This window comes from Clostridium gelidum, assembly GCF_019977655.1.
GTDB classification, from domain to species: Bacteria; Bacillota; Clostridia; order Clostridiales; family Clostridiaceae; genus Clostridium; species Clostridium gelidum.
Genome location: NZ_AP024849.1, coordinates 5522330 through 5548290, shown reverse-complemented (window position 1 = coordinate 5548290; position 25961 = coordinate 5522330). Strand labels below are relative to the sequence as shown.

The 25961-nt window shown below is 29.4% G+C and carries 22 protein-coding genes; 19 read left to right on the top strand and 3 right to left on the bottom strand.

The annotated features are described in order from the left end of the window. Positions 1–85: 85 nt before the first annotated feature. From psyc5s11_RS25495 to psyc5s11_RS25460, 7 genes are all read left to right on the top strand, one after another. A complete protein-coding gene (locus psyc5s11_RS25495) occupies positions 86–1285 on the top strand; it encodes an N-acetylmuramoyl-L-alanine amidase family protein (RefSeq protein ID WP_224035253.1) in 1200 nt (399 codons plus the stop codon). A 179-nt stretch (positions 1286–1464) separates the two neighbouring features. Continuing rightward, on the top strand, positions 1465–1932 hold the full coding sequence (locus tag psyc5s11_RS25490; RefSeq protein WP_224035252.1) for a phage tail protein: 468 nt from the start codon (positions 1465–1467) through the stop codon (positions 1930–1932). A 404-nt stretch (positions 1933–2336) separates the two neighbouring features. Then, complete coding sequence (locus psyc5s11_RS28155; RefSeq protein ID WP_311196390.1) at positions 2337–3383, top strand: cadherin-like beta sandwich domain-containing protein; 1047 nt, start codon at positions 2337–2339, stop codon at positions 3381–3383. A gap of 24 nt (positions 3384–3407) precedes the next feature. Continuing rightward, positions 3408–4298, top strand: a complete 891-nt coding sequence (locus psyc5s11_RS25475) for an N-acetylmuramoyl-L-alanine amidase family protein (protein ID WP_224035251.1) — start codon at positions 3408–3410, stop codon at positions 4296–4298. An 18-nt stretch (positions 4299–4316) separates the two neighbouring features. Continuing rightward, positions 4317–5705 (top strand): N-acetylmuramoyl-L-alanine amidase family protein, encoded by a 1389-nt coding sequence (locus tag psyc5s11_RS25470; RefSeq protein ID WP_224035250.1) that lies wholly within the window; start codon positions 4317–4319, stop codon positions 5703–5705. Between the two features lie 579 nt (positions 5706–6284). Continuing rightward, on the top strand, positions 6285–8630 hold the full coding sequence (locus psyc5s11_RS25465) for a hypothetical protein (protein WP_224035249.1): 2346 nt from the start codon (positions 6285–6287) through the stop codon (positions 8628–8630). Positions 8631–8778: 148 nt separating this feature from the next. After that, positions 8779–10218, top strand: coding sequence for a cadherin-like beta sandwich domain-containing protein (locus tag psyc5s11_RS25460; protein WP_311196389.1), 1440 nt, complete (start codon positions 8779–8781; stop codon positions 10216–10218). 153 nt (positions 10219–10371) lie between these two features. Here psyc5s11_RS25460 and psyc5s11_RS25450 read toward each other — a convergent pair whose 3' ends face one another. Together psyc5s11_RS25450 and psyc5s11_RS25445 are read right to left on the bottom strand one after the other, a co-directional pair. Further along, positions 10372–10698: a hypothetical protein gene (locus psyc5s11_RS25450; protein WP_224035248.1), complete on the bottom strand. Its 327-nt coding sequence runs from the start codon at positions 10696–10698 to the stop codon at positions 10372–10374. A 279-nt stretch (positions 10699–10977) separates the two neighbouring features. Further along, positions 10978–12798 carry an O-antigen ligase family protein gene (locus psyc5s11_RS25445; RefSeq protein WP_224035247.1) on the bottom strand — a complete coding sequence of 607 codons (1821 nt, stop codon included), beginning with the start codon at positions 12796–12798 and terminating at the stop codon, positions 10978–10980. A gap of 328 nt (positions 12799–13126) precedes the next feature. Here psyc5s11_RS25445 and psyc5s11_RS25440 point away from each other — a divergent pair, with 328 nt between their 5' ends. The 12 genes from psyc5s11_RS25440 (at position 13127) to psyc5s11_RS25385 (ending at position 25220) form a co-directional block, all read left to right on the top strand. Next, positions 13127–14503, top strand: a complete 1377-nt coding sequence (locus tag psyc5s11_RS25440) for a polysaccharide biosynthesis tyrosine autokinase (protein ID WP_224035246.1) — start codon at positions 13127–13129, stop codon at positions 14501–14503. Positions 14504–14539: 36 nt separating this feature from the next. Beyond that, the gene (locus psyc5s11_RS25435; protein WP_224035245.1) at positions 14540–15151 is read left to right on the top strand and encodes a sugar transferase; all 612 of its coding nucleotides are present in this window, start codon (positions 14540–14542) and stop codon (positions 15149–15151) included. 75 nt (positions 15152–15226) lie between these two features. Beyond that, positions 15227–16120: an SDR family oxidoreductase gene (locus psyc5s11_RS25430; protein ID WP_224035244.1), complete on the top strand. Its 894-nt coding sequence runs from the start codon at positions 15227–15229 to the stop codon at positions 16118–16120. Positions 16121–16141: 21 nt separating this feature from the next. Continuing rightward, positions 16142–17371, top strand: coding sequence for a glycosyltransferase family 4 protein (locus tag psyc5s11_RS25425; RefSeq protein ID WP_224035243.1), 1230 nt, complete (start codon positions 16142–16144; stop codon positions 17369–17371). Next, positions 17358–18401: a polysaccharide biosynthesis protein gene (locus psyc5s11_RS25420; RefSeq protein ID WP_224035242.1), complete on the top strand. Its 1044-nt coding sequence runs from the start codon at positions 17358–17360 to the stop codon at positions 18399–18401. Before psyc5s11_RS25425 ends, psyc5s11_RS25420 begins: the two co-directional genes overlap by 14 nt. A gap of 34 nt (positions 18402–18435) precedes the next feature. Then, positions 18436–19545 (top strand): capsular polysaccharide biosynthesis protein CapF, encoded by a 1110-nt coding sequence (locus tag psyc5s11_RS25415; protein WP_224035241.1) that lies wholly within the window; start codon positions 18436–18438, stop codon positions 19543–19545. A gap of 3 nt (positions 19546–19548) precedes the next feature. Continuing rightward, the gene (wecB, locus tag psyc5s11_RS25410; protein ID WP_224035240.1) at positions 19549–20679 is read left to right on the top strand and encodes a non-hydrolyzing UDP-N-acetylglucosamine 2-epimerase; all 1131 of its coding nucleotides are present in this window, start codon (positions 19549–19551) and stop codon (positions 20677–20679) included. Positions 20680–20703: 24 nt separating this feature from the next. Continuing rightward, a complete protein-coding gene (locus psyc5s11_RS25405) occupies positions 20704–21840 on the top strand; it encodes an N-acetyl sugar amidotransferase (protein WP_224035239.1) in 1137 nt (378 codons plus the stop codon). 47 nt (positions 21841–21887) lie between these two features. Continuing rightward, positions 21888–22505, top strand: coding sequence for an imidazole glycerol phosphate synthase subunit HisH (gene hisH, locus psyc5s11_RS25400; RefSeq protein WP_224035238.1), 618 nt, complete (start codon positions 21888–21890; stop codon positions 22503–22505). Continuing rightward, the gene (locus tag psyc5s11_RS25395; RefSeq protein ID WP_224035237.1) at positions 22505–23275 is read left to right on the top strand and encodes an AglZ/HisF2 family acetamidino modification protein; all 771 of its coding nucleotides are present in this window, start codon (positions 22505–22507) and stop codon (positions 23273–23275) included. Before hisH ends, psyc5s11_RS25395 begins: the two co-directional genes overlap by 1 nt. 24 nt (positions 23276–23299) lie before the next feature. Further along, the gene (locus psyc5s11_RS25390; RefSeq protein ID WP_224035236.1) at positions 23300–24490 is read left to right on the top strand and encodes a glycosyltransferase; all 1191 of its coding nucleotides are present in this window, start codon (positions 23300–23302) and stop codon (positions 24488–24490) included. Then, entirely contained in the window at positions 24429–25220 is a 792-nt protein-coding gene (locus psyc5s11_RS25385) for an FkbM family methyltransferase (RefSeq protein WP_224035235.1), read from the top strand. Before psyc5s11_RS25390 ends, psyc5s11_RS25385 begins: the two co-directional genes overlap by 62 nt. A 538-nt stretch (positions 25221–25758) precedes the next feature. Here the strand turns inward: psyc5s11_RS25385 and psyc5s11_RS25380 are convergent. Further along, a complete protein-coding gene (locus psyc5s11_RS25380; protein WP_224035234.1) occupies positions 25759–25956 on the bottom strand; it encodes a hypothetical protein in 198 nt (65 codons plus the stop codon). Between the last annotated feature and the right edge of the window lie 5 nt (positions 25957–25961).

Genomic DNA, 25961 nt, shown 5'->3' with positions numbered 1-25961 from the left:
TAATGTTGGTGTAAAATTATAATTAAAATGGTAAAATATAATAAGTATATGGAAGTAAAATGTTAATTAAAATGGAGGGGTAAAAATGAATAAAAATTTAAAAAGAATAATGGCGTTAGTGCTAGTTTTAGGGACTGTTTCAGCAGTAGCACCAGCAACAAATTTTAATATATTAACTACAAAAGCTTATGCATCAGATGATGAAAATGATGAAACAACATTAAAGAGTTTAGAATTAAAGACTTCAAGTAATAGTACTATAAGGCTTTATGATGATTCTGATTATGATAGTGATAATAAAATAGATGATGATGAAGTGAAAGATGATGGAAAATATTATGCTAAAACTTCATCTAGTAAGATTAGTATAGATATAGATGGACCTAGTACAAAATATGTTAAAGTATTTAAAGGAACTTCTAGTTCTACTAAGGGTAGAAGTATAACTGAAGATATTAGCTTATCTTCAGGAACAAACACTTTTATTGTAAGAGTATATTATAATAAGCCGGATTCAAATGTAAGATATGATGATGGTGATGTTGCCAGTGAATATACACTTAAAGTAAAATATACTGGAAGTGATTCAGATTCAAGCACAAGTACAAGTACTGATAAGGCAGATAGTTATGATGATATTTATTTAAGAAAACTTAGTGTAGAATCTGAAAGCATACCTTTATCAGATTCAAAAATTGTATATGCTTATAATGTTGCTAGTAATATTGATGAAGTAACAGTTAAAGCAGAACCAGATTATGATTATTATACAGTCAAAATTGGTGGCAAGGAAGTAGATGAAGATGATAAATGGAAAACAACAGTATCTTTAAAAACAGGTTTAAATGAATTTAAAATAAAAATTGAAGATGATGATAAAAATGATGAAAGAGTATATACTTTAAACATAACTAGAGGAAATACTGGTACAAGCAATGAAGCTAGTGTAACGGCTGGAACTACTACAACTTCTAAAGTTAGTCAATGGGTGCAAGTAAATGGAAGATGGCAATACAATGATGATTTGGGGATTGCAGTAAAAAACAGCTGGTTTTTTGATAGAACTATGGGAAAAAGATACTTTTTACAAGCTGATGGAAGCATGGCTACTGGATGGTTATTTAACAATGGAAAGTGGTACTATTTAGGAACAAATGGAGCAATGAACACAGGGTGGATAATTGATCAAGGCAAATATTATTATTTAAATGATGATGGATCGATGGCGGCTAATACTAAAATTGGTTTGTATAAATTAGGATCTGATGGAGCTTGGATTAGATAACAATTAAGAATGTACAATAATTATCAGTTGTGTATTCAAAGTGAAGAAGCTTAATTATTAGGAATTTTTTGTTTAATTTGCTTGAATTGTAATTTATTATTTAAAAATTCTACATTGTACAGGTAAATTGTAGTATAATAAAGGTCATATAATAATAATATAGATAAGGGGAGATTAAAATGAAAAAAATAGCTAGAAAGTTAATAATAACTTCATTACTTGCTGTTTCAATAATAGGAATTATGCCAATAGGAGCTTCAGCAGAGTGGATAAAAGATTCAAAGCAAAGCTATACTTGGGTTGAAAATGGTGTAAAGGCTCAAGGATGGAAAGTTATTGATCATGACTGGTATAATTTTAGGAACGATGGAATAATGCAAACAGGTTGGATTAAGTATGGTGAAAGCTGGTATTATTTATGGTCTAATGGAACTATGGCTCATGATACTTGGTTTAGTAATGGTGCATTTTGGTATTATTTTGATTCAACAGGAAAGATGTTAACAGATTCAGCTACTGTTGGAAATAGAGAATATGATTTGAGTACACCAACATTTATAATATCTAACGATTTAGGCAATAAAGTAAGTACAACAACTACCACAGGTAGTGCAGTTAATACAAATATTAATACTGCAGTTAAATAAGGCACAGTTCATAGATTTTTAGTAAACATATTTTTAGAAAATATACCTTGGAGGTTTCTCTGAGGTATATTTAATTTTATATAGAAAAAAATAATAATAACAATAAATATTGAAACTTCAAGATTAATTTTATTATAAATGAAAAAATAGGAAAAATAAGAAATTTGTATATCATAATCCTGTTTTATGTACAAGCATTATGAGTTATAATGGATATATTGGAAATTGACGATTAATAATTGACAATTGACGATTGACGATTAGCAATTAAGGAACAAAACTCACAGAGAAAGTTCGACCTACTAAATTTTATATTTGGTTCCGTTAATTTTCTATGTGAGCTTTAACCTTAATTGTACATTGCTAATTGTCAATTGTACATTGAAAAAAAGGAAGGTATAAAAATGAATAAAAAGATTAAACGTATAATAGCAGTTGTTCTTACTATAAGTGCTTTTTCAATTATTGAACCTACAAAGTATATGAATTTAACTAATACAGTAAAAGCTCATGCAGATATTGTAGGTGCAGATTTAGATGATATTTCTTTAGAAAAAGGGCAAATGAAATTTAATGCTAATAGAACAGCGTATTCTGTAACTTTAAAGTCAACTGTAGAGAAATTAGAGATTAAAGCTAAACCTAGGGAATCTAGTGCAACAGTTGAGATTGATGGAGAAAAAGTTACTTCAGGCAGTGACTATATGAGAATTGTAAAATTAGATAAAGGTGAAAACAAAATCGATATTAAAGTTACAAATGGCTCAAAAAAGAAGACATATACTGTAACTATAATAAGAGGAGATATAGAAGAGGCAAAACAAGTTTATTTAAATAGTATAAATTTAAGTGATGGTGAAATTAATTTTTCTAAGGAAGTAACTTCATATGATGTAAATGTTAGCTCAGATATAAAGGATATAACTATTAAGGCAAAACCAGAGGTTGATGATAATGAAGTTGAAATAAATGGATTAACTGCATATGAAGATGATAATCACAAAAGAACAGTGTCTTTAAATAATGGTAAAAATGAGATAAAAATAAAAGTAACAGATGATGATGATTATGAAAAAACTTATACTTTAAACGTAAATAGAGGTGGTACAAGTACCGCAACTAAGGAACAAACAACAGCTTCTAATAATACAACAACTACTACTAATACTAATAATAATGTAGCAACAAGCACCGCACCAGTAACAACAGTTAAAGGATGGTCATTAAATAATGGACAATGGTATTATTTAAATGAAGATGGAACTAAACAAATAGGCTGGAAATTAGTAAATGGAAGTTGGTATTATTTAGACACAAATGGAATAATGAAAACAGGGTGGTTAAAAGATTCAAATGGTAAGTGGTACTATTTATACGATTCAGGAATAATGGCTAAGAGTACAACAATTGGTGGATATAAATTAAATTCAAGCGGAGATTGGATTAATTAACAATTGTAAAAGGGGAAGTAGCGTATGAATAAAAGAATTAAATTAACAATAGCATGTTTACTATTAATAGGTACTTTTTCATCAATTTGCCCAGAAGATTTTTTTAATATAACTACAAAAGCATATGCAGCAGCAGCTACATATTCACTTGCAAATAATGGGGAGTTAAAATCTTTAGAAATAAAATCTACAGAGAATAAGAGCCTTGATTTATATGATTATTATAACGGGCAGAAAAAGAATTTAACAGATGAAAAAGAGTATTATATAACTCTTGATGAAAAGAGTAATGGACTTAAGGTATTGGCAGAATGTGAAGGTGATGATTATGTAGTTAAGGTCTTTGAATCGGATAAGAAAACTGCCATAGCTCATGAGGTTGGAGAAGAAATGTCTTTTTTAAAAGGTATGAGTGCTATTTATATAAGAACTTATATAAGTAAAGAAGCTTTTGAAAGAGCAAAAGACAAAGAAGATATATCTAATTGTGTAAAGACTTATAAAATAAATGTAAATAAGGCAGAAATAAAGGACACTAATACAAATGAAGTGAATACAAACGAACTAAATACAAACACAGGAAGTATTTCTGTTGATTTTAATAAGGATGCTATTACTAATCAATGGGTAAACAAGTGGCAATATAATGATGCATCAGGGAATCCATTAAAAAATGTTTGGCTTTATGATAAAAATAGTGGGAAAAATTATTATTTACAAGCTGATGGAGCTATGGCTACTGGATGGTTGAAAAATAATAGGAAGTGGTACTATTTAGGAAGTGATGGAGTAATGAAAACAGGTTGGATACTTGATGGAAGCAAATATTATTACTTATATAATGATGGAACTATGGCATATAATACAGTGATTGATGGATTTAAAGTAGGAAACGATGGAGCTTGGATCAATTAAGAGAGGGATGGTATAAAAATGAACAAAAATATTAAACGTATAATTGCATTAACACTTATTATGGGTATTTACTCAGCAGTGGAACCTACAAAATATATAAACTTAACAAGCACACAAGTCCAAGCGGATACTGCAAGTATTTATTTAGAAAGTCTTTCTGTTAATAAGGCAGATATTAATTTTGATTCGAATAAGACAAATTACAGCGCAAATGTAGGTGGGGATGAAACTGAAATAAAAATTACAGCTAACCCTAAAAGTGAGGATTCAGAGGTTGTAATTAATGGGGATGTAGTAGATGCTAGTGAAAAGTATAAGAAAACAATACATTTAGATCAAGGTGAAAATGTTATAAAAATAAAAGTTGCAAACAATGATAGTATGTCAAAGACTTATACTTTAATTGTAACAAAGGGAGTAAGTAATTCAGACGATATTTATTTAAATATTATAAGCTTAAGCGAAGGAACAATTAATTTTCAAAAAGAAGCAAAAACTTATGATATTGATGTTAAATCTGAAAGTGATAAAATAAAAATAAAAGCTAAGCCAGAAGATAATAATGACATAATTAGAATTAATGGTACAAGTGTTACTGAAGATGGTGGATATGAAGAAACAATAAATTTAGAAAAAGGTAAAAATCAAGTAATTGTAGAGGTGGAAAATAAAAAAGGAAAGAAGAGAAGTTATATATTAAATATAACTAGGAAAGATAATTCTGGTGGTGTAGCTCAAGATAACATTTATTTGGATCTTATTAAAGTAAGTGATACACAAATAAATGTATCAAAAGATAAAACAACTTATGATGTCGCAGTTAAGGAAAATATTGATGGAACTACAATACAAGCTGAACCAGAAAGTACTAAATATATGGTTGAAATTAATGGAGATGCAGTAGAGGAATCAAAAAACTATGAAAAAAACGTTGTTTTAAATAATTATAAGACTGAAGTTAAAGTGAAAATTGAGGATTCAAATAATAAAAAAAGAATTTACACTTTAAATATATATAAAGGTAAGATACCAGCAACAGCAGCAATAACAAATAATACTACTACAAGTACAGCAACTAATAATAGTGCAGGACTCAAAGTAAATCAATGGGTACAAGTAAATAACAAGTGGCAATATAATGATGAAACAGGAAATACAATAAAAAATTCTTGGTTTTATGATAGAAGTTATGGTAAAACCTATTATTTACAAGTTGATGGAAGCATGGCTACTGGTTGGCTAAGTAATAATGGCAAGTGGTATTACTTAGGAAACGATGGAGGAATGAAAACAGGCTGGATACTTGATGGAAGTAAATATTATTACTTATATAGCGATGGAGCTATGGCATATAGTACAACAGTTAGTGGATATAACTTAGGATCAGATGGAGTTTGGAGTAATTAACAATTGACAATGATGGATAAAAAATCCCCTTAGGGGGATTTTTTTGTTTATTAATTGTTAATTGTACATTGTAAATTGTTAATTGAAAAAAAAGGTCCCCAAAATAATTTGGATGGTTGTATTATATAGTGACAATGCAGGACATTAAAGGTAATTTAGGAATATAAAAAATAAATTCCTAAAATATCTAAAAAAAGGTACCGAAAAGAAATCAAACCATTGTATTATATGGTGTACTTAAATAAAAGAAGGATATGTAGGAAATATATATTAAATAAATTTCTAAAATATCTCAAAAAGGTACCAAAAAGAAATTAAGGTCTTGTATTTTATAAGGACAACAAGGAAATGCTAGATTATATATTAAATAGATAAAAATAGTAGTAATTTATGTACAGGCTTAAAGTAATGTAATACTTTTGTGAATAGTGTAGATTTAGTATGAATTAAATATTATGCAAATTGTAAAATATTAATATTATACAAAATTATACATTCACAAGAATTATATTCCTTTACAGGGTTGGACAATAATGCTATAATTTATCTGAATTTAAAATTTTAGGAGGAAAAAAAATTATGTTTAAAAGAGCAAACAAAATTACAGCTTTATTAGTAGCTGCTGCATCAGTGATGTCATTGGTACCAGCTATGGCTGCAGATTCTACAAGATTAGGAACTAAGGACGGTACTATCGAAGATGCTATCGCATACAAAGATGGTAAATATGCATTTGAAGGATACAAAACAGACGATAACAATAAATCAGTTTATTTCAACGATGGAAGCAAAGATAAAGAAGTAAATGATTTAACAGATGCTAGAATCAACCAATACAGCAAATATGATACTAGTAGCACTATTGCTATGGATGGTAATGACGAATACTTACTTGACTTATCAAACGGTAAAGTAACAGACGAAGATGTTGCTAGTGATTTACAAAGCACTGCAACAGACAAGTTATTAGCTAAATTAAAGAAAGCTGACAGATACGGAAGTAATGTTAGTGTATCTACACAAAGAATCACACCAGATCAATTCGGTGATGTATGGTATTCATATACTGCAACTAACGGAATTGCAGGAGCTACTGATGGAAGAGGAGCTGTAATAGAAGTTACTCCAACTAACTTTGCTTCAAATATAACAGTATACGGAAAAACATTCATAGCTGCTGGTACTGGAGCTACAGGAGATTTTTCAAGCGGAAGTAAAGCAGGATTTGCTATTAAAGCAGCTACAATGTCATTTTCTGGATACACTGCAAATATTAAATCTGAAAGTGCAGGAACAATTCAATTAACTGGAACTACTACTGGTGCAGCAGCAGCAGTTAACGTATCTGCAATTCAAGCATTATCAACAAATGTAACAATAACAGCAGATACAGTAGTAGACGGAAGCGTTCCAGTTAAATTAACTGTAGGTATTGTGGATGCTACAAAACCAGCTACAATAGCTACTGATCTTACAAGTGGACATAATGTAACTGTATCTTTAGTAGGTGCAGGAACAACATCATTTAGTTCAGCAGCAACATTTGCAGCTACTGTTAAATCAGATTCAATTCCAGGTTACAGTACAACAGTAGATGCTACTACAGGTAAACTTACACTAACAGCTAATACTGCAGCAACAATAAAAGATTATACTGCACTTCAATTAGCTGGTGAACCTGCTGGAACTTTTGTTAATGCTACAGCAGCACTTAAAACTTCAGGTTATGCAGGAACAGGAAATGGAACTGGATACGATGTTTATCATGGTTACACAAATAAATCAGCAGCATATATAGATGCTGATAAAACAGCTAACATTCGTGTATATAATGGATCTAAGATGGTTAAATTAGACGAATTTGATGAAAATGTTAATGATGACAAAGTGGCAGCTACTATTAAAGATGGTTCAGTTGTAACAATAGCTCAAGATAAAGACTATATCTATAGAATAATTGATGTAGATTTTAGTAAGTCAACTGTTGCAGTTTATAACAGTAAGGGTACAACTCCAATTCTATCTGCTAAATATCTTCAAAAGATATCTAAAGCTCAAGGAGAAACAGAAAAGGATGCTTACTTACCAAAGACTGTAGAATCTTATGAACTTGATGCTACTATAAGTGGTGATGCTGAAACAGCTGCTACTAAATTAGCTACTTTAGTTTCTGGTGATTCTAAGGTTGTTGGAGTAAGAGTAGTAGATGGAACACTTTACTATACTGAAATGGATGATGCTGATACTATTAAGACTTATGTATTAAAATTACAAAAGAATGAAAAAGTTGAAGCTGTTGGAACATCTACTAAAGTTGATGCTTATGTTGTTAAGAAAGATGGAGATAAAGATCACGATCTTAAGGGAGATGCCGGAAAAGCTGGAGCATCATTCGATATTAATGGTAACCTTTGGATAATAAATGAAGGAAAAATCTACAAGTCAGAAAAGGCTGGAGATTTCAAAGAAATGTTTACTTGTGATAGATCTATAGATTCATTAGATGTATATGATGCTGGAAGCTTAATCGCTTGGGATGGTAACGGAAATGTTTACACTACACAACAAGAAGGAACTAAAGTAACAGAAGGTGAATCTACAGCAGTTAAACCAGTTATTGTAACTGGATGGGTTCAAGGAACTGATGGAACTTGGACATTCAACGATGTTACAGGAGCTAAAGTTACTAACAAATGGATCACTGTAGGTGGAACTTGGTACATGATGAAAGCTGACGGAATCATGGCTACTGGTTGGTACCTTGATAATGGAACTTGGTACTTCTTAAAACCATCAGGAGCTATGGTTACTGGTTGGTACAATGATAATGGTACTTGGTACTACTTAAATGCATCAGGAGCTATGCTTGCTAATACAACTGTTGACGGTTATGTATTAAATGGTTCAGGAGCATGGGTTAAATAATTTAAATAATTGACAATGTACGATGTACAATTGACAATTTAAGAGGGACGAGGCTATGCCTCGTCTCTTTTTTCAATTAATAATTGACAATTGAAAATTGTACATTAATAAGGTAAAATGTATAGTATAGAGAATTGGAGGGAATAATATGAATAAAAAAATTAAACGTATAATTTCACTTACACTTGCTATTGGTACTTTTTCAGTAATTGCACCTGCAAGTAACTTAGATTTATTTGCTACAAAGGCTTATGCTTATAATACAAGTGATGATGTTGCCTTTTTAAAGGATATTGATGTAAATCATGGAAGCCTTAATTTTTCAAAAACAAGAACTTCTTATGATATAAAACTTAATAGTGATGTTGAAACGATAGATATCACAGCTAATCCAGATAAAAGTACTTATGATGTTACAATTGATGGAGAAAAAAAGACAGGTCAATGGACAAAAACTATTAAACTAGATAAAGGTAGAAATAAAATTGCAATAAGGTCTGAGGATTCAGGTGAAAACGGTCCGATAACATACTATGTTAATGTGTATAGAGGAGGAAGTACATCAACAAGTTCAAGTGATGATGATGAAGTTTATATAGATAATATTACTTTAAGTGATGGAGATATATCATTTTCAAGAACTAAAAAATCATATGATATAAATGTTGCACAATCAGTTAGCGAAATAAGAATAAAAGCAGATCCAGAAAATGAAGATGATGATGTTGTTACTATCAATGGTGTTACTGTGGATGGAGAAGATAAATATAGAAAAACAGTAGCTTTAAGTAGTGGTAAGAATGTAGTTACTATAGTAGTTGAAGACCATGATGGGGAAAATGGAAACAAAGAAACATATACCTTGAATATTTATAGGGGAGGTAGTGTGGCTACAACAACAACTACAGGTGAAATTGATGATAACCAAGATTCTATATATTTAGATGACATAGTTATAGAAGATGGAACAGTTCCAATCAGTTTTAGACCTAGGGTTACTTCTTATGCTGTAGATGTAAAAAAAGACTGGGAAAATGTAATAATTAAAGCTGTGCCACAAGATGATGATCGTATAGTTAGAGTTAATGGTAGTAAGCTAAGTTATGATGGAAAGTTTAGAACTCAATTGGCATTAAAAGAGGGGAAAAATGTATTTGAAGTAAAGGTTACTAATGAAGATGAGTATGACTCAAAAGATGATAGTTCTGATGCTGTAAAGTATAAGCAAAGAACCTATACTTTAACAGTATATAGAGGTACAAGCCAAGGAACAGCAACAGGGATTACTTCTACTAATACTGCAAATAATAATACTAATGTAAATGCTAATATTAAAGTTAGTCAATGGGTAAGTAATAATGGTAAGTGGCAATATAATGATGCACTTGGTAATTCTTTGAAAAATATGTGGTTCTTAGATAAGAGTACTTCATATTGGTATTATTTAGATGCAAATGGTGATATGAAAACTGGCTGGATTCAAGATGGAAGTGGGAATTATTATTATCTATATCCAAATGGAGCAATGGCTAGTAATACAACCATTGATGGTTATAAACTAGGTTCTAATGGTGCGTGGAGTAAGTAGGAAAAATTTACAATTGACAGTTTACAATGGACAATTAAGGAAAAAATCCGTTGGATTTTTAAATATTAAATTAATGCCCTAGAGATCTCTTTTTGAGATTTCTAGGGCATTAATTTGCAATTGTAAATAGTAAATTGTAGATAGATTTTTATATTATTCAACAGCTTTTAATTTTACTATATCAGCCCAATTATTTGCTGTAACTAATTCAACTTGTGATAAATCTTTTCTTATTCCAGTAACATCACCTTGGATCTTTGCTATATCATTTGACATCTTATCATGCTCAGCTTTATTTACTTCTGAAGAATGTTCTAAGGCTCTTAAAATTAGAGTGTGCTCATCTAGTTTAGTTCCAAGCACATTGATTTTAGTTTCAAGTCTACCTAGGCCTTTGTCTATTTTAGTTTCAAGTCTATCTAGACCTTTATCCATTTTAGTTTCAAGTCTTTTTAAAATTTCTAATATTTCTTTATCCATTTATTTCACCTCACATTTTTATTTAGTAAGTAGATTTATTATACTATAGCTACTTATAATTAACAATGCACATTTTGTACGATTAAGGACAAAACTCACAGAGAAAATTCGATTTGCAAAATATAAAATGTCCACAAGGGTAAAGTGCGAAAAACCAAATATAAAATTTAATTTCTCGTACTTTTGAGTCTAACCTTTTCGGAGGATTATAGAAAAATGTATAAAAAAATCCCCGTAGGGATTTTTTATCTTTCATTGTAAATTGTACATTGTCAATTGTTAATTGCAAGCTTTTCTGTTCATATAGTTAAGTGAAACCCCAACGCCTAAGATTATCCAAAATACAGGAGAAACACTAACAACTGAATCATTAAACATTCCAGCAAATAGATATCCAATAACACCGAAAGAATTTACTGCACCTAATATTTGAGATTTTTCATATTTTTCTTTAAAAGCATATAACTTAAAGCTGTCAACAAGATAAATGAGCATGATAGCCATAAATCCTATTAAGGCAACTACACCGTAATTTAGAGCTATTTGTAAATAAAGATTATGTGCTTTATCTACAATTTGATTAGGTGTACCCAAAGCATAGTATTTACCTATTAAATCATTTTGAGGGAATCTAAAAGCAAAGGTATCAGGACCTCCTCCAAGAATAAAATTATCTTTAAGTAAAGGTAGTGATCTTGACCAAATATATCCTCTAGCAGAACCAAGTTTTTCTTTACCGTTAAATCCGAATGTCTTTGGAAATTCTATATCTGCAAATTGCTTACTATTAGCATTTATTAAATGAATGCTATTATCAGTTTTTAATTTGAATGTAAATGTTGGGTGTCCATCGACTTGTAAAAGAAGAATATCTGAAGTAACAGATTTGTTATCTACTTTACCAAACAAAAATGAAATATTACTAAAAGCCTGAACGGTGGGCGAATATATTTTATCACCTTTTAAAAATGGTATAACTTCGTCTTTAGAATTTTTAAATACAAACCCATCATTTCCATAAGTTATATTTAAAGTCTCATTAGGTAATATAACTTGCACACCTTTATCTACATGTTTTATATCCTTAACAGGAGTATGCTCTTTATAATCAAAATCACTAGTGCTAGTAAAAAGACTACTAACATCTTGCGTCAGAGCGGTAAATCTATTAAGTACTCCTTTAGATGCAAAACTAGCACCTAGGAGTAATACTAATATAGATATAAAAGCTATTAAAAAACTTTTCCACTTCTTAATAAGTAATCTCCAAAATACAACAACACCAAATATAGTTGCACAAAAAACACCAATAACTCCTGAACGAGCATCACTACCAATCAGTAACCATACTGAAAGTAGAGTCCCGATAAATAACATTATTTTTTTCATAACCTCATCTTCAAAAATTGTTAAACAAAATAATATTGGCAAAACAATAGAAGCAAAACTACCAACATAGTTACTGTTGAATAAAGTGCCATAAATTGAATTCCCGTTGCTTAAATTTATTTTGGAACCATCAATTTTATATTCGCTAGGGAAAACTATAGAAGTACCTAAGCTGGTTTTAATTAGATCTTGCCCTATGAATTGAAAAAGACCTAAAAAGGCATTGATAGCTACTAAAATTAAAAGCGGAGTAATAATGTATTTATAGTCCTTAGTATTTTTAAAGGTATAAATTGAATATACAAAAAGAACCATATAGCAAGCTATAGTAATTAAACCTTCAGCTCTGTCAAAAATCCCATAAAAAGAGACTTCTTTATATTTTGAAAAGATTGCAGAAAGTAAAGTGAAAAGAAAGAATACACCGCATGATATTAATATGTAATTTACAATCTTATCTTTTTTACTGAATATTTTCTTGAAAAAGATGACGCTAATAATAATCAGAAAAATAGAAAAAATCATTAAATAAAATGCTTTCTTTTGTGAAAACAAATCAGTTTGAGTTGAAGATTCCCATATATTAGCAGTAGAAACATCGATCTTAACAATTGCCATACGAACAATTAAAGGTATCATTGATAATATAAGTGCAATAGGTAAGAAAAAATTAAAAGATTTTTCTTTAGAAGAGTTTCTGTAATTATCCATTTTTTACACATCCTAATATAGTTATTTTTGTTATTTAGAAATATAAATATACAATATTATATCATTTTAAATTATCATGTACAAATATATACAGTGCAAAATAGATCAATAAAAAGCAAATTTTATACATTTTCACTGAAATGTTAATAATTAATATTATAAATATATAAATTTATGATATAATCTTATATGATATACAGATTAATAGAAAATGTAAAATATAAGTTGTTATATTTTCAAAATTACATTCTATTATAATTTTGAAATTAGAGCATAAGTCTATATAATAACAACTAGGTAAAAACAATTTAAATATAAGGAGAAACTTATGGAAGAAACAACACTAGATTTAAGGGATTTATTTAAAATTATAAAAAGGAGAAAATGGATTGTTATATGTATAACTCTATTGAGTATTTTCTGTGGATTGATTATAAGTTTTATACCACAAAATATTGTTCCTGTAGAAAAGAAAAAAGAGCTTTATAAATCTACAGCTAGTATAGTTATAGGAACATTTCCGGATTTAGAAAGTGATAATATAAAAGACATAACTATTTTAAATCAACAAATAGTACAAACATATGGAACTGTTGCATCATCAAGAACTGTTGCGGAGAAAACTGTAGAAGAATTAAATTTAGACATGAAGACTGATGAATTCATGCGTAAAATAAAAGTTATTTCTAATCCAGGGGCTCAGGTAATAACAATACACTATGCAGATAAAGAAGATGGTAATCAACAGACAATTTTGAATTCATATATAAAGAATTTTATAAAAGAAGCACAAAATATATATCCTACAGGTAAGCTTAAAATATTAGACGAGCCTTCAGAGGTAGAAAAAATTGCTGAAGATGATTATTTAAAGCTAATAGGCACACCAACTCAAGCACAAACTAATGTGCAAACTAATACACAAGAAAAATCTAAAAATAAGAAATTAATACTTGCTATATCACTTATATTAGGACTTATGGTTGGATTTGGAGTAGCTTTTGTAGTAGAATATATTGATAATAGTTTAAAAAAGAAAGAAGAAGCAGAGGAAATATTAAAGTCAACTACTTTAACTATCATTCCTAAGGACAAACCAAAGGAAAAAGAAAATATAAATGAAGCTTTTAGAACTTTGAGAACAAATTTACAGTTGAAGGAAGATAAGATATTTACTGTTACAAGTACATCTAAAGAGGATGGAAAAACTATGGTTAGTGTAAATTTAGCTAAAACTTTTGCTGAGGCTGGTTTTAAAACTTTAATTATAGATGGAAATGGTAGAAATCCCAGGATAAATGAAGCTTTTAATTTACAAATTACTAAGGGAATAAGTGAAATATTGTATGAAGAAAATACTTCTTTAATAAATGAGAGTAATTCAGTTTTATTAAATACTGATGTTAAAAATTTAAATATTTTATCTTGGGGAAATGAAAAGCTAAATCCAGCAGATTTACTTAGTAAAAGTAATCTAGAAGAATTATTAAAGGAATTAAAAAATAAATTTGATTATATAGTTATTGATACAACATCAATGGTTAACTATTGTGATGCTCAAATTTTTTCTAAGGTGTCAGATGGAACTTTAATAGTATCAACTGAGGGAAAAACGGATAAGAATGAAACTGTTAGAATGAAGGAACTTATAGATATTTCGGGCATAAATGTTATAGGAATAGTTTGGAGAGAAGGTAATTTTTAATTAACGAATGAGTTAGAAGCGGAGGAAAATATAATTATGAAGAGGTTTTTGGAGATATTGGTTAGTTTAATATTATTAATAATATTGTCACCTTTATTTTTAATAATATCAATATTAATAAAGTTAAATTCCAAAGGACCAGTATTTTTTACACAAATGAGAATAGGGGAGAACAATCACTTATTTAAATTTTATAAATTTAGAACAATGAGGGTTGGAACACCAAATGTAGCAACTGATAGACTTGAAGATGCAAAAAGCTATATGACATCTGTTGGAAGGCTCGTAAGAAAAACAAGTTTAGATGAAATTCCACAATTAATTAACATATTTAAGGGGGACATGACATTTGTTGGACCAAGGCCAGCTTTATATAATCAATATAAGTTAAAAGAATTAAGAACTCAGGCAGGTGTCCATGTATTAGTGCCAGGGGTTACAGGCTGGGCACAAATAAATGGAAGAGATCATAATGATGATTTTCAAAAGACAGAACTTGATAGATATTATTTGGAGAATAAATCAGTTAAATTAGATATAAAGATATTGTTTATGACAGTATTTAAGGTGCTAAGGGCTGAAGGCGTACTTGAGGGTAAAAATAAACATATAGAAGAAGTTGAGCATAATGATAGTATTGGGAACTAGTCACTTTTGATAATTATTATGGATTAATTGATTTGAGAATAGTGAAGAAATGGTACGATTAGAGGCGGTGAAGATATGTTATTAGTTACAGGAATCACAGGGCACAGTGGAAGATATTTTCTTCAAGAGCTTATTAAAAATAAATATGATGGATGTATCCGTTGTATTATTAGAGAAACATCGGACTCATTATTATTAGATAGTTGTGGATTAAATATAGACAAGGTTATCGGTGATTTAAGTGACCAAGAGTTTATGAATAAAGCCATGGTTGGTATTGATACGGTAGTGCATATAGGTTCAATTTTTTATTCAGTTACTTTGACTAGAGCAGCTGTGAAAAATAATGTTAAGAGAGCAATAATTATTCACACAACTGGTATTTATTCGAGATATAAGAGTGCATCAGAAGAGTATAAGAGTATAGAATTAACTATGGAAAAAATTATTAAACAGAGTAATTCAACAATAGGTCTTATATACTTAAGGCCTACTATGATTTATGGGTACATAAATGACAGAAATATGATTGTATTTATAAAAATGGTAGATAAACTCAGATTATTTCCTATTATTGATTATGGTAAGAACTTGTTACAACCTGTCAGTGGTAGAGACCTTGGAAAGGCATACTATCAATTATTAATAAAATCTGAAATTATTAGTGGAGATTATGTCCTATCAGGAGAAAAACCAATCTCCATGTTAGAAATGTTTAAATCAATAAGTTATAACTTAAATAAGAAAACTACCTTTATTAGTGTGCCTTTAGGATTAGGAGTATTCATGGCAAGATGCCTTAAGGTATGTACTTTTGGAAAGGTTGATTATATAGAAAAAGTTCAGCGAATGGGAGAAGATAGAAATTTTCCACATGACCAAGCAAAAAGAGACTTTGGATATAAGCCTATGCCTTTTAATGACGAATTGAAAATAGAAATTGAAGAATATTTAAATACGGTTAAATAAAATGTGGGAGTTTATATTATAATGAAGATACTAGTTGTTTGTCAGTATTACTATCCAGAGCCTTTTAGAATTTCAGATATATGTGAAACCCTTGTAAAAAATGGACATGAGGTAACTGTTTTAACTGGTCTCCCTAATTATCCAGAGGGACGTATTCTTGATGATTACCGTCATGGAAAGAAAAGAAAAGAAACAATTAATGGCGTTAAAATTATTAGATGTTTTGAAATAGGTAGGGGAAAAAGCCATTTAAAATTATTTTTAAATTATTTTAGTTATGCAGTATCAGCAACATTAAAAGCATTATTTATGAAGGAAGAATTTGATGTTGTATTAGTAAATCAGCTATCACCTGTAATGATGGGAATTCCAGCAATGGCTTATAAGAAGAAGCATCATAAGAAAATATTATTTTATTGCTTAGACTTATGGCCAGATAGTTTGGCTGCTGGTGGAATTAAAGAAGATTCAAGTATTTATAAGTTATTTTATAAAATATCTAGGTGGATTTATAGTTCGGCAGACATTATATTAGTTACATCAAGTATGTTTAAGGATTATTTTGAGAATACTCTTAAAATAAATAATATTAATATAAAACACTTGCCACAATATGCAGAGGATTTGTTTGTGCAAAGTGAAAATAATACTGTTGTTCAAAGTGTAGCTATAAGTGAAAGTAAAATATATAATTTTGTTTTTGCTGGTAATATTGGTGATATGCAGAGCGTGGATACTATAGTCAAAGCAGCTAATGAACTAAGGGAGTTCACTAATATTATTTTTCATATCGTAGGGGATGGCTCGAAATCAGATGAATGCAAGCGAATTGCTCATGACTTGAGAGCATCTAATGTATTGTTTCATGGAAGACGATCCCTTGAAGAAATGCCATACTTTTATGGAATGGCTGATGCAATGCTAATTACTTTAAAAGATAACAAAACTTTATCATATACATTGCCTGGTAAAGTACAATCCTATATGGCAGCTGGAAAACCGATTATAGGTGCTATTAATGGTGAAGCTAGACGTGTTATAGAAGAAGCTGATTGTGGATTATGTTGCATTGCAGAAGATTATAAAGGCTTAGCAGATTTAATATTAGAGTTTTGTAATAGTGATAAAAAAGAACAAATGGTAGCAAACTCTCAGAGATTCTATCTTGAAAACTATAGCAAAGAAAGATTTATGACAGTGTTGGAAGAAGCACTAATTAATTTGGAGGAAAAACAACATGTTCAAAGATAAAACATTACTAATAACAGGTGGTACTGGTTCTTTTGGAAATGCAGTGCTTAAAAGATTTTTAAATACAGATATAAAGGAAATTCGTATATTTTCTAGGGATGAGAAAAAGCAGGATGATATGCGAAGATTATATAAAAACGATAAAATAAAGTTTTACATAGGAGATGTTAGGGATTTAGCTAGTATAAAAAATGCAATGTATAGTGTTGATTATATATTTCATGCAGCGGCATTAAAACAAGTTCCTTCTTGTGAATTCTTTCCAATGGAAGCTGTAAAAACTAATATTATTGGAACTGATAATGTTCTTACAGCTGCTATAGAATATGAAGTGAAAAAGGTAATATGTCTTTCAACTGATAAGGCAGCTTATCCAATAAATGCTATGGGAATTTCTAAGGCTATGATGGAAAAGGTCTTTGTCGCTAAGTCAAGGACTGTATCACCAGATAAAACTGTAATTTGTGGTACAAGATACGGTAATGTTATGGCATCGCGTGGCTCTGTAATTCCTTTATTTGTTGATCAAATAAAAAGTGGGCAACCATTAACGGTAACTAATCCTGATATGACAAGGTTTCTTATGAGTCTTGAAGAAGCGGTAGAACTTGTAGTATTTGCATTTCAAAATGCAGAGGCGGGAGACATAATGGTACAAAAATCACCTGCATCTACAATAGGTGATTTAGCACAAGCAATAAAAGAATTATTCCATGTTGATAATGAGATTAAAATAATAGGAACTCGTCATGGAGAAAAATTATATGAAACATTATTAACCAAAGAAGAATATATTCATTCAGAAGACATGGAAGGTTTCTTTAGAGTTCCAGCAGACAAAAGAGATCTTAACTACGATAGATATTTTGTAGACGGCGATGAACAGCTCTCTACAGAAGACGAATATAATTCACATAACACAGAAATTTTAAATATAGAACAAATTAAGGAAAAACTATTAAAGCTTGATTATATAAAACAAGAACTAGAAATGCTAAAATTAGTAGATGAAGTTGCTTTTACAAAGTAGATAAGTTATTCGTAAATGAAGGGTAGGACTAATTATGAAAATATTGGTTACAGGAGCAAATGGATTTGTAGGTAAAAATCTTATTGCAGAGCTTAATAATAGAGGATATAAAGATATATTTAAATTTGACATAGATACAGATAAATCGTTATTAAGTAAGTATGCTAAAAACTGCGAATTTATTTTTCATCTTGCAGGAGTTAATAGACCTAAGGATGAAAAAGAATATATGAAAGGTAATTTTGGCTTCACATCTGAACTTTTAGATCTTTTAAAAGAGCATAATAATAAGTCGCCAATTTTAATTACTTCTTCTATTCAAGCTGAAAGAGATAATCCTTATGGGAAAAGCAAAAGAGCAGGTGAAGAGTTGCTATTCGACTATAGTAATGAAACAGGAGCAACAGCTTTAGTGTACAGATTACATAATCTTTTTGGAAAGTGGAGTAAGCCTAATTATAACACAGTTGTAGCTACATATTGTTATAACATAGCTAGGGATTTGGATATACAGATAAATAATACTGAAGCAGAACTGAAATTATGTTATATAGATGACGTCTTAGATGAATTTATAAGAGCCTTAGAAGGTAGGCCTACTCAAAATGGTGAATACTGTTGTGTTACAGTGAGTCATCAGATTAAATTAGGGTATTTAGCAGAAAAGATAAGACTCTTTAAAAAAAGCAGAACAGATTTAAGTATTCCTAATATGGAAGATGAGCTTACTAAAAAGCTTTACAGTACATATTTAAGCTTTCTACCGGAGAATGAGTTTTCCTATGATTTAAAGATGAATTGTGATAATAGAGGTTCCTTTACTGAATTTATTAGAACTCTTGATAGAGGGCAGGTATCAGTAAATGTAGCAAAACCAGGAATTACGAAGGGAAATCATTGGCATCATACTAAAAATGAAAAATTCTTAGTGGTAAGTGGTACTGGATTAATTCGTTTTAGAAAAATAGATTCAGATGAAATTATAGAATACTCCGTTAATGGAGAAAAGCTTCAAGTAGTTGATATACCAACAGGCTATACTCACTCCATTGTAAATATAGGTGATACGGATATGGTTACAGTAATGTGGGCTAATGAAGCCTTTAATCCTGAAAAGCCAGATACTTATTTTTTGGAGGTTTAATAGATGAAAAAACTAAAAGTAATGACAGTTGTTGGAACAAGACCAGAAATAATAAGATTATCTGCTGTTATAAACAAATTAGAAGAATCTGAAGCAATAGAACATATTTTAGTACATACTGGTCAAAATTATGATTATGAATTAAATGAAGTATTTTTTAAGGATTTTAATTTGAAAAAACCAGATTATTTCCTTAATGCAGCAACTGGAACAGCAGTTGAAACAATAGGAAATATACTTGTTAAGATAGACCCTATTATGGAAGAAGTGAAACCAGATGCTTTTTTAGTGCTTGGAGATACAAACAGTTGTCTTACAGCTATAGCAGCAAAAAGAAGACATATTCCAATATTTCATATGGAAGCAGGAAATAGATGTTTTGATCAAAGGGTACCAGAAGAAACTAATAGAAAAATTGTAGATCATACATCAGATATAAATCTAACATATAGCGATATAGCTAGAGAGTATTTACTAAGAGAAGGATTACCAGCAGATAGAATAATAAAAACAGGAAGTCCTATGTTTGAAGTAATTAATTCAAGAAAAGAAGATATAGATGCATCAGATGTATTAGAAAGACTGGAATTAAAAGAAGGTCAATACTTTGTAGTATCAGCTCATAGGGAAGAAAACATAAATTCAGAAAAGAACTTTTTAAACTTGGTTGATAGTTTAAATGCAATTGCAGAGAAATACAAACTACCAATAATAGTTAGTACACATCCTCGAACAAGAAAAATGATACAGTCAAAACATATAGAATTTAATCCGTTAATATCACTTATGAAGCCACTTGGATTTAATGATTATGTAAAACTTCAAATAAAAGCAAAGACAGTACTAAGTGATAGTGGTACAATAAATGAAGAATCCTCAATTCTTGGCTTTAAAGCTCTTAATTTAAGAGAAGCTCACGAAAGACCAGAAGCTATGGAAGAAGCAGTGGTTATGATGGTGGGACTTGCAGAAGAGAGGATATTACAAGGATTACATATATTGGAGACACAAGAAAAGAATATATTAAGAAGAGTAGCGGATTATAGCATGCCTAATGTATCTGATAAGGTGCTTAGGATAATATTGTCTTATACGGATTATGTGAATAGAGTAGTGTGGGGAAAGCTTAGCTAAAACAAAAAGAGGAGTAGTAGTGCTATGAAAGACAGAGAATATCAGGTTTGTACAAATTGTGTTATGGATACAACAGATTCTAAGATTGTTTTTGATGAAAAAGGAATGTGTGACCATTGTAATAATTTTTATACAAAAATTAAACCTAATTGGAATCCAGATGAGATTGGAGAAAAACAATTAAAAGAAATTGTTGATAAAATTAAAAAAGATGGAAAAGGCAAAAAATATGATTGCATAATCGGGTTAAGTGGTGGAGTGGATAGCTCTTATTTAATTTATATGGCAAAAGAAAAATGGGGACTTAGACCCCTTGCTTTCTGTGCTGATACAGGTTGGAATTTAAATGTAGCAAATGAGAATATAGCGAGAATAGTAAAAGGACTTGATATTGATTTGTACACTGATATTATAAATTGGGAACAGATGAAAGATTTACAGCTTTCTTATTTTAAATCTCAAGTACCATATCAAGACACGCCTCAAGATCATGCAATATTTGCATCTGTATATAATTATGCAGCTAAAAATGGGTTTAAGTATGTAATTACTGGAGGAAATTTTTCTACAGAATGCGTTAGAGAGCCAAATGAATGGGTTCACGTTAATGATATAAGACAAATTAAAGATATACATAAAAAATTTGGCAAAGTTTCTTTAAAAGGATTTCCTTTATGCGGAATGTTTAAATATAGATTGTATTATAAGTATATAAAAGGCATGAATATAGTTAAACCTTTGGATTTAATACCTTATTATAAAGAAGATGCTATTAAAGAATTACATGATAGATTTGGTTGGGAAAGATACAAAAATAAGCATTTTGAAAACACATTTACAAGATTCTATGAAGGTTATTGGTTATTAAAGAAATTTGGATATGACAAGAGAAAAGCTCATTTTTCAAGCCTCATATTAACAGGTCAGCTTAAAAGAGATGAAGCTGTAGAAATATTAAAACAACCACCATATCCAGAAAACGAGGCAATTCAGGATATGGAATTTGTTGCAAGTAAACTTGGAATAACAAAAGTTGAATTTGAAAAAATGATGGCGGGTGAAAATAAAACATATCAAGATTATAAATCAAGTTTAACCTTAATAAATTCTGCAATTAAGATAGCACAATCTGTAGGAATGGAAAAGCGCAATTTCAGATAAAAATTATGTTTCACATAATTAAAGAATATTGGATTAGAGGTGCATAAATGATAGCAATAATAGACTACAATATGGGGAATGTCGCTTCGATTGAAAATATTTTAAGAAAAATTGGAATAGAAGCAATAATTACATCAGATCCATCTGTTATAAGACAAGCAGATAAAATAATATTACCTGGTGTTGGTTCTTTTGATTATGGAATGAAGAATCTTAATGACCTTGGACTTATAGAGGTTCTTAAAGAAAAGGCTATAGAATCCAATACACCGCTACTTGGAATATGTTTAGGGATGCAGTTATTAACTGAAGGAAGTGAAGAAGGAACACTTCAAGGGTTAGGTTTTATAAAAGCACATACGAAAAAATTTGAATCTGAATATAATGGAGAAAAATTAAGAGTACCGCATATGGGATGGAATTATATATATCCAAAATCTAATGCAGGAATTTTTAAAAATTCACTAGATAATATGCGCTTTTATTTTGTACATTCATATTATGTGGAATGTGAAAATGAAAAAGACGTTTTAGCTACTACAGAATATGGTAATAAATTTGCAAGCATTATTGGAAAAGATAATATTTTAGGGGTACAGTTCCATCCTGAAAAAAGTCATAAATATGGTATGAATTTATTAAAGAACTTTGTGGAGATGGTATAATGTATAGAAGTAGAGTGATTCCCTGTTTATTATTAAAAGATGAAGGATTATATAAAACAATAAAATTTAAGAAACCAAGATATTTAGGTGATCCAATAAATACACTAAAGCTTTTTAATGATAAAGAAGCTGATGAAATTGTTGTTTTAGATATATCATCATCAATTAATGGAAAAGGGCCAAATTTTGATTATATAAAGAGATTAACTAGAGAATGTTTTATGCCAATGTGTTATGGTGGTGGAGTAACTACTATTGAACAAGTTGAGGCTCTTTACAAACTTGGAGTAGAAAAAGTGGCTTTTAATACTTCTTTATTTACAAATCCAAAACTGATTACAGATGTAGCTAAGAATTTTGGTTCACAAAGTGTAGTTGCGTCGATTGATGTGAAAAAAAGTTTATTTGGATCATATTCAGTATATGTTATGTCAGGAACAAAGGATACTAAATGTAATCCAGTTACATATGCAAAGAGAGCAGAAGAGCTAGGTGCAGGAGAAATATTTATTAATTCTATAGATAAAGATGGAATGATGAATGGCTATGATTATGATCTTATTGAAAACGTAAGTTCAGCAGTTAATATACCAGTTGTAGCTATTGGTGGTGCAGGAAATTTATCAGATTGCGTTAAAGCAGTAAATATTGGTGCTTCTGCAGCAGGGGCTGGAAGTTTATTTGTATATTATGGTGTACTTAAAGCAGTACTTATAAATTATCCTACACAAGATGAGTTATCTATAGCTTTTAAGGGTGATAACAGTTAAAATTTAAATAATGGAGATTGGTATATGAAAGTTTTACTTTTAGACGTAAATTGTAAATCAGGTAGTACAGGTAAAATTATTTATGATTTATATACACAACTTAATGAAAATGATCATACAGCGGCAATAGGTTATGGTAGAGGTCCATTGGTTGATGAATCTAATATTATTAAATTCAGCAGTAATATAGAAGTGTATATTCATGCATTACTTACTAGAATTACAGGATTTACAGGATGCTTTTCATATTTTGCTACAAGAAGGCTAATAAAATTTATTGATAAATTTAAGCCTGATGTTGTTCATTTAAATGATATGCATGGTTATTTTGTAAATATAATGACATTAATGAAATATCTTAAGAAGAATAATATCAAAACTATTTGGACATTTCACTGTGAATTTATGTATACAGGTAAATGTGGTTATTCATATGACTGTGAAAAATGGAAAAGTGAATGTGGATATTGCCCTAATTTAAAAGATTATCCAACAACTATGTTTTTTGACTTTACTAAGAAAATGTTTAATGATAAAAAAGAGATATTTAAGGATTTTAATAATTTAACAATTGTAACACCATCAAAATGGTTAGCTGATAGAGTTAAGCAATCATTTTTAAAAGATAAAGAAATAGTTGTCATACATAATGGTATAGATACAAAAAATGTTTTTTATCCTCGAAAATTTGAGCATCTTAAGAAAAAGCATAATATCACAAATGAAAAAATTGTACTTGCAGTTGCACCTGATATAATGTGTGAACGTAAAGGTGGTAGGTATGTTTTAGAACTTGCAAAAAGGATGAAAGATGAAAATGTTAAATTTATTTTAATAGGCGTGACAGACTTAAATGAAAAGTTTGATGATAATGTTATAGCATTAGGTAGAACTGAAAATCAGATAGAACTTGCTGAATATTATTCTTTGGCGGATGTTTTTATTATATGTAGTAAAAAGGAAAATTTTCCAACTACGTGTATAGAAGCGATATCATGTGGGAAACCTGTTTGCGGATTTGATGAAGGTGGAACATCTGAGACAGCACCAGGTAAGACCGGTTCATTTGTTGATTATGGAGAGGTTGAACAGTTGAAAGAAAAAATATTGTTAGAATTAGAACAAGGTGGAAATTATAAATTATATGAACAGTATGGTAAAGAGACATATACTAAGGAAACAATGTATAAGAATTACCTCAAAATTTATAGATAAAAAAATTAAAAATTATTCAGAAGGTTGTGATAATGTGAGTATAAAAAGTATGATGAAATTTAAATTAAAGGTTTTAATTGGTAAAGAAATTGAATTACATCCACAAAAGTCTTGTAATAAAATACGACTGGGAAATGATTATGGAGGGTGGACAATTTATCCAGATAATATTTCAAATGAAAGCATAGTATATTCTTTTGGTATAGGTGAAGATATTTCTTTTGATTTAGAAATTATAAAAAAATTTAATTGCAAAGTTTTTGCTTTTGACCCAACACCAAAATCACTAAAGTGGTTAAGTAATCAACAATTGCCAACTAATTTTACATATTATGATTATGGAATTTCAAGTTTTGATGGATATACTAAATTTTTCATGCCAAAAAATAACGAATATGTATCTTGTAGCAGTATTAAAAATACTAGTACATCTGATCAAACAATAGAAGTTAAAGTCAAAAAGCTAGATACTATTATAAAACAATTAGGACATAAAAAAATAGATATTCTTAAATTGGATATTGAGGGATCAGAATATGATGTTGTTGAAGGGATACTAGATTCTGGTATACATATTCAACAAATACTGATAGAATTCCATCATAGACTATGTAAAAATGGATTAGATAAAACAAAGAGAATTTACCAAAAATTGAATGAAAGTGGTTATAAACTGTTTAATGTATCTGAATCTAAAGAGGAATATTCATTTATACATGACAAATGTTAATTACATAGAATTAATATATTGCTATGTAAATTATTATTTTAGTAATATACATAAAATATCCTTGAATAAAAAAATTAATAAATTTTAAAATAAATACAATATGTTTAATTTGTCCTATATTAATAATATTCCTTATGATTATATTTAAGATGAATGATAAGTTATGAGCTATTATTTTTATTGAATGATCCGGTTCAACAAGTTGAAAACAGGAGCTCTATAAGCAATATTAGCAGCTGTTAAAATAAAGTTTGTGTAGTAACTAAAACATGAGGTTTTAATCAAAAATAAGTTTCTTTTTTTGAAGTACAATAACTATATATTGACATGTGTTTAAATAATTTGCTAAAATACGATCTTTCAAATTTGTATACGGGTATAGGCAGATTATTAATAATACTAGTATCATCATCTTTAAATATTGGCAAGTTAGAAAAATGTTTTTGAATTTCTAAGATTACTTTGTATGAATTGCACCGATATTATGAAATAGATATCTAAAGTCATTTAAAAAAATAAAACCAAGCTTTTTGAAAATCTATTGTAAGGTATTGGTTACGATACTAAGTGTTATTATTTTTGAGTGCGAAAGCTTACATTCTGAAATATTTCTTCTACTTTTTTTAGAATTAGGTATTATTTCAATGCAAATATCATCAATTAATACAAAAGCAACTTTAAAAAAATCTTTTGAATTATCAATTTTTTCAGTATGATAAAAAGTGAGATTTAACATATTAA

Coding starts and splice junctions, on each gene's coding strand:
- psyc5s11_RS25440 (WP_224035246.1), top strand. CDS start 13,127: ATGGAAGAAACAACACTAGATTTAAGGGATTTATTTAAAATTATAAAA.
- psyc5s11_RS25415 (WP_224035241.1), top strand. CDS start 18,436: ATGAAAATATTGGTTACAGGAGCAAATGGATTTGTAGGTAAAAATCTT.
- psyc5s11_RS25425 (WP_224035243.1), top strand. CDS start 16,142: ATGAAGATACTAGTTGTTTGTCAGTATTACTATCCAGAGCCTTTTAGA.
- wecB (WP_224035240.1), top strand. CDS start 19,549: ATGAAAAAACTAAAAGTAATGACAGTTGTTGGAACAAGACCAGAAATA.
- psyc5s11_RS25380 (WP_224035234.1), bottom strand. CDS start 25,956: ATGTTAAATCTCACTTTTTATCATACTGAAAAAATTGATAATTCAAAA.
- psyc5s11_RS25490 (WP_224035252.1), top strand. CDS start 1,465: ATGAAAAAAATAGCTAGAAAGTTAATAATAACTTCATTACTTGCTGTT.
- psyc5s11_RS25450 (WP_224035248.1), bottom strand. CDS start 10,698: ATGGATAAAGAAATATTAGAAATTTTAAAAAGACTTGAAACTAAAATG.
- psyc5s11_RS25405 (WP_224035239.1), top strand. CDS start 20,704: ATGAAAGACAGAGAATATCAGGTTTGTACAAATTGTGTTATGGATACA.
- psyc5s11_RS25460 (WP_311196389.1), top strand. CDS start 8,779: ATGAATAAAAAAATTAAACGTATAATTTCACTTACACTTGCTATTGGT.
- psyc5s11_RS28155 (WP_311196390.1), top strand. CDS start 2,337: ATGAATAAAAAGATTAAACGTATAATAGCAGTTGTTCTTACTATAAGT.
- psyc5s11_RS25385 (WP_224035235.1), top strand. CDS start 24,429: ATGGTAAAGAGACATATACTAAGGAAACAATGTATAAGAATTACCTCA.
- psyc5s11_RS25465 (WP_224035249.1), top strand. CDS start 6,285: ATGTTTAAAAGAGCAAACAAAATTACAGCTTTATTAGTAGCTGCTGCA.
- hisH (WP_224035238.1), top strand. CDS start 21,888: ATGATAGCAATAATAGACTACAATATGGGGAATGTCGCTTCGATTGAA.
- psyc5s11_RS25435 (WP_224035245.1), top strand. CDS start 14,540: ATGAAGAGGTTTTTGGAGATATTGGTTAGTTTAATATTATTAATAATA.
- psyc5s11_RS25445 (WP_224035247.1), bottom strand. CDS start 12,798: ATGGATAATTACAGAAACTCTTCTAAAGAAAAATCTTTTAATTTTTTC.
- psyc5s11_RS25420 (WP_224035242.1), top strand. CDS start 17,358: ATGTTCAAAGATAAAACATTACTAATAACAGGTGGTACTGGTTCTTTT.
- psyc5s11_RS25395 (WP_224035237.1), top strand. CDS start 22,505: ATGTATAGAAGTAGAGTGATTCCCTGTTTATTATTAAAAGATGAAGGA.
- psyc5s11_RS25475 (WP_224035251.1), top strand. CDS start 3,408: ATGAATAAAAGAATTAAATTAACAATAGCATGTTTACTATTAATAGGT.
- psyc5s11_RS25430 (WP_224035244.1), top strand. CDS start 15,227: ATGTTATTAGTTACAGGAATCACAGGGCACAGTGGAAGATATTTTCTT.
- psyc5s11_RS25470 (WP_224035250.1), top strand. CDS start 4,317: ATGAACAAAAATATTAAACGTATAATTGCATTAACACTTATTATGGGT.
- psyc5s11_RS25390 (WP_224035236.1), top strand. CDS start 23,300: ATGAAAGTTTTACTTTTAGACGTAAATTGTAAATCAGGTAGTACAGGT.
- psyc5s11_RS25495 (WP_224035253.1), top strand. CDS start 86: ATGAATAAAAATTTAAAAAGAATAATGGCGTTAGTGCTAGTTTTAGGG.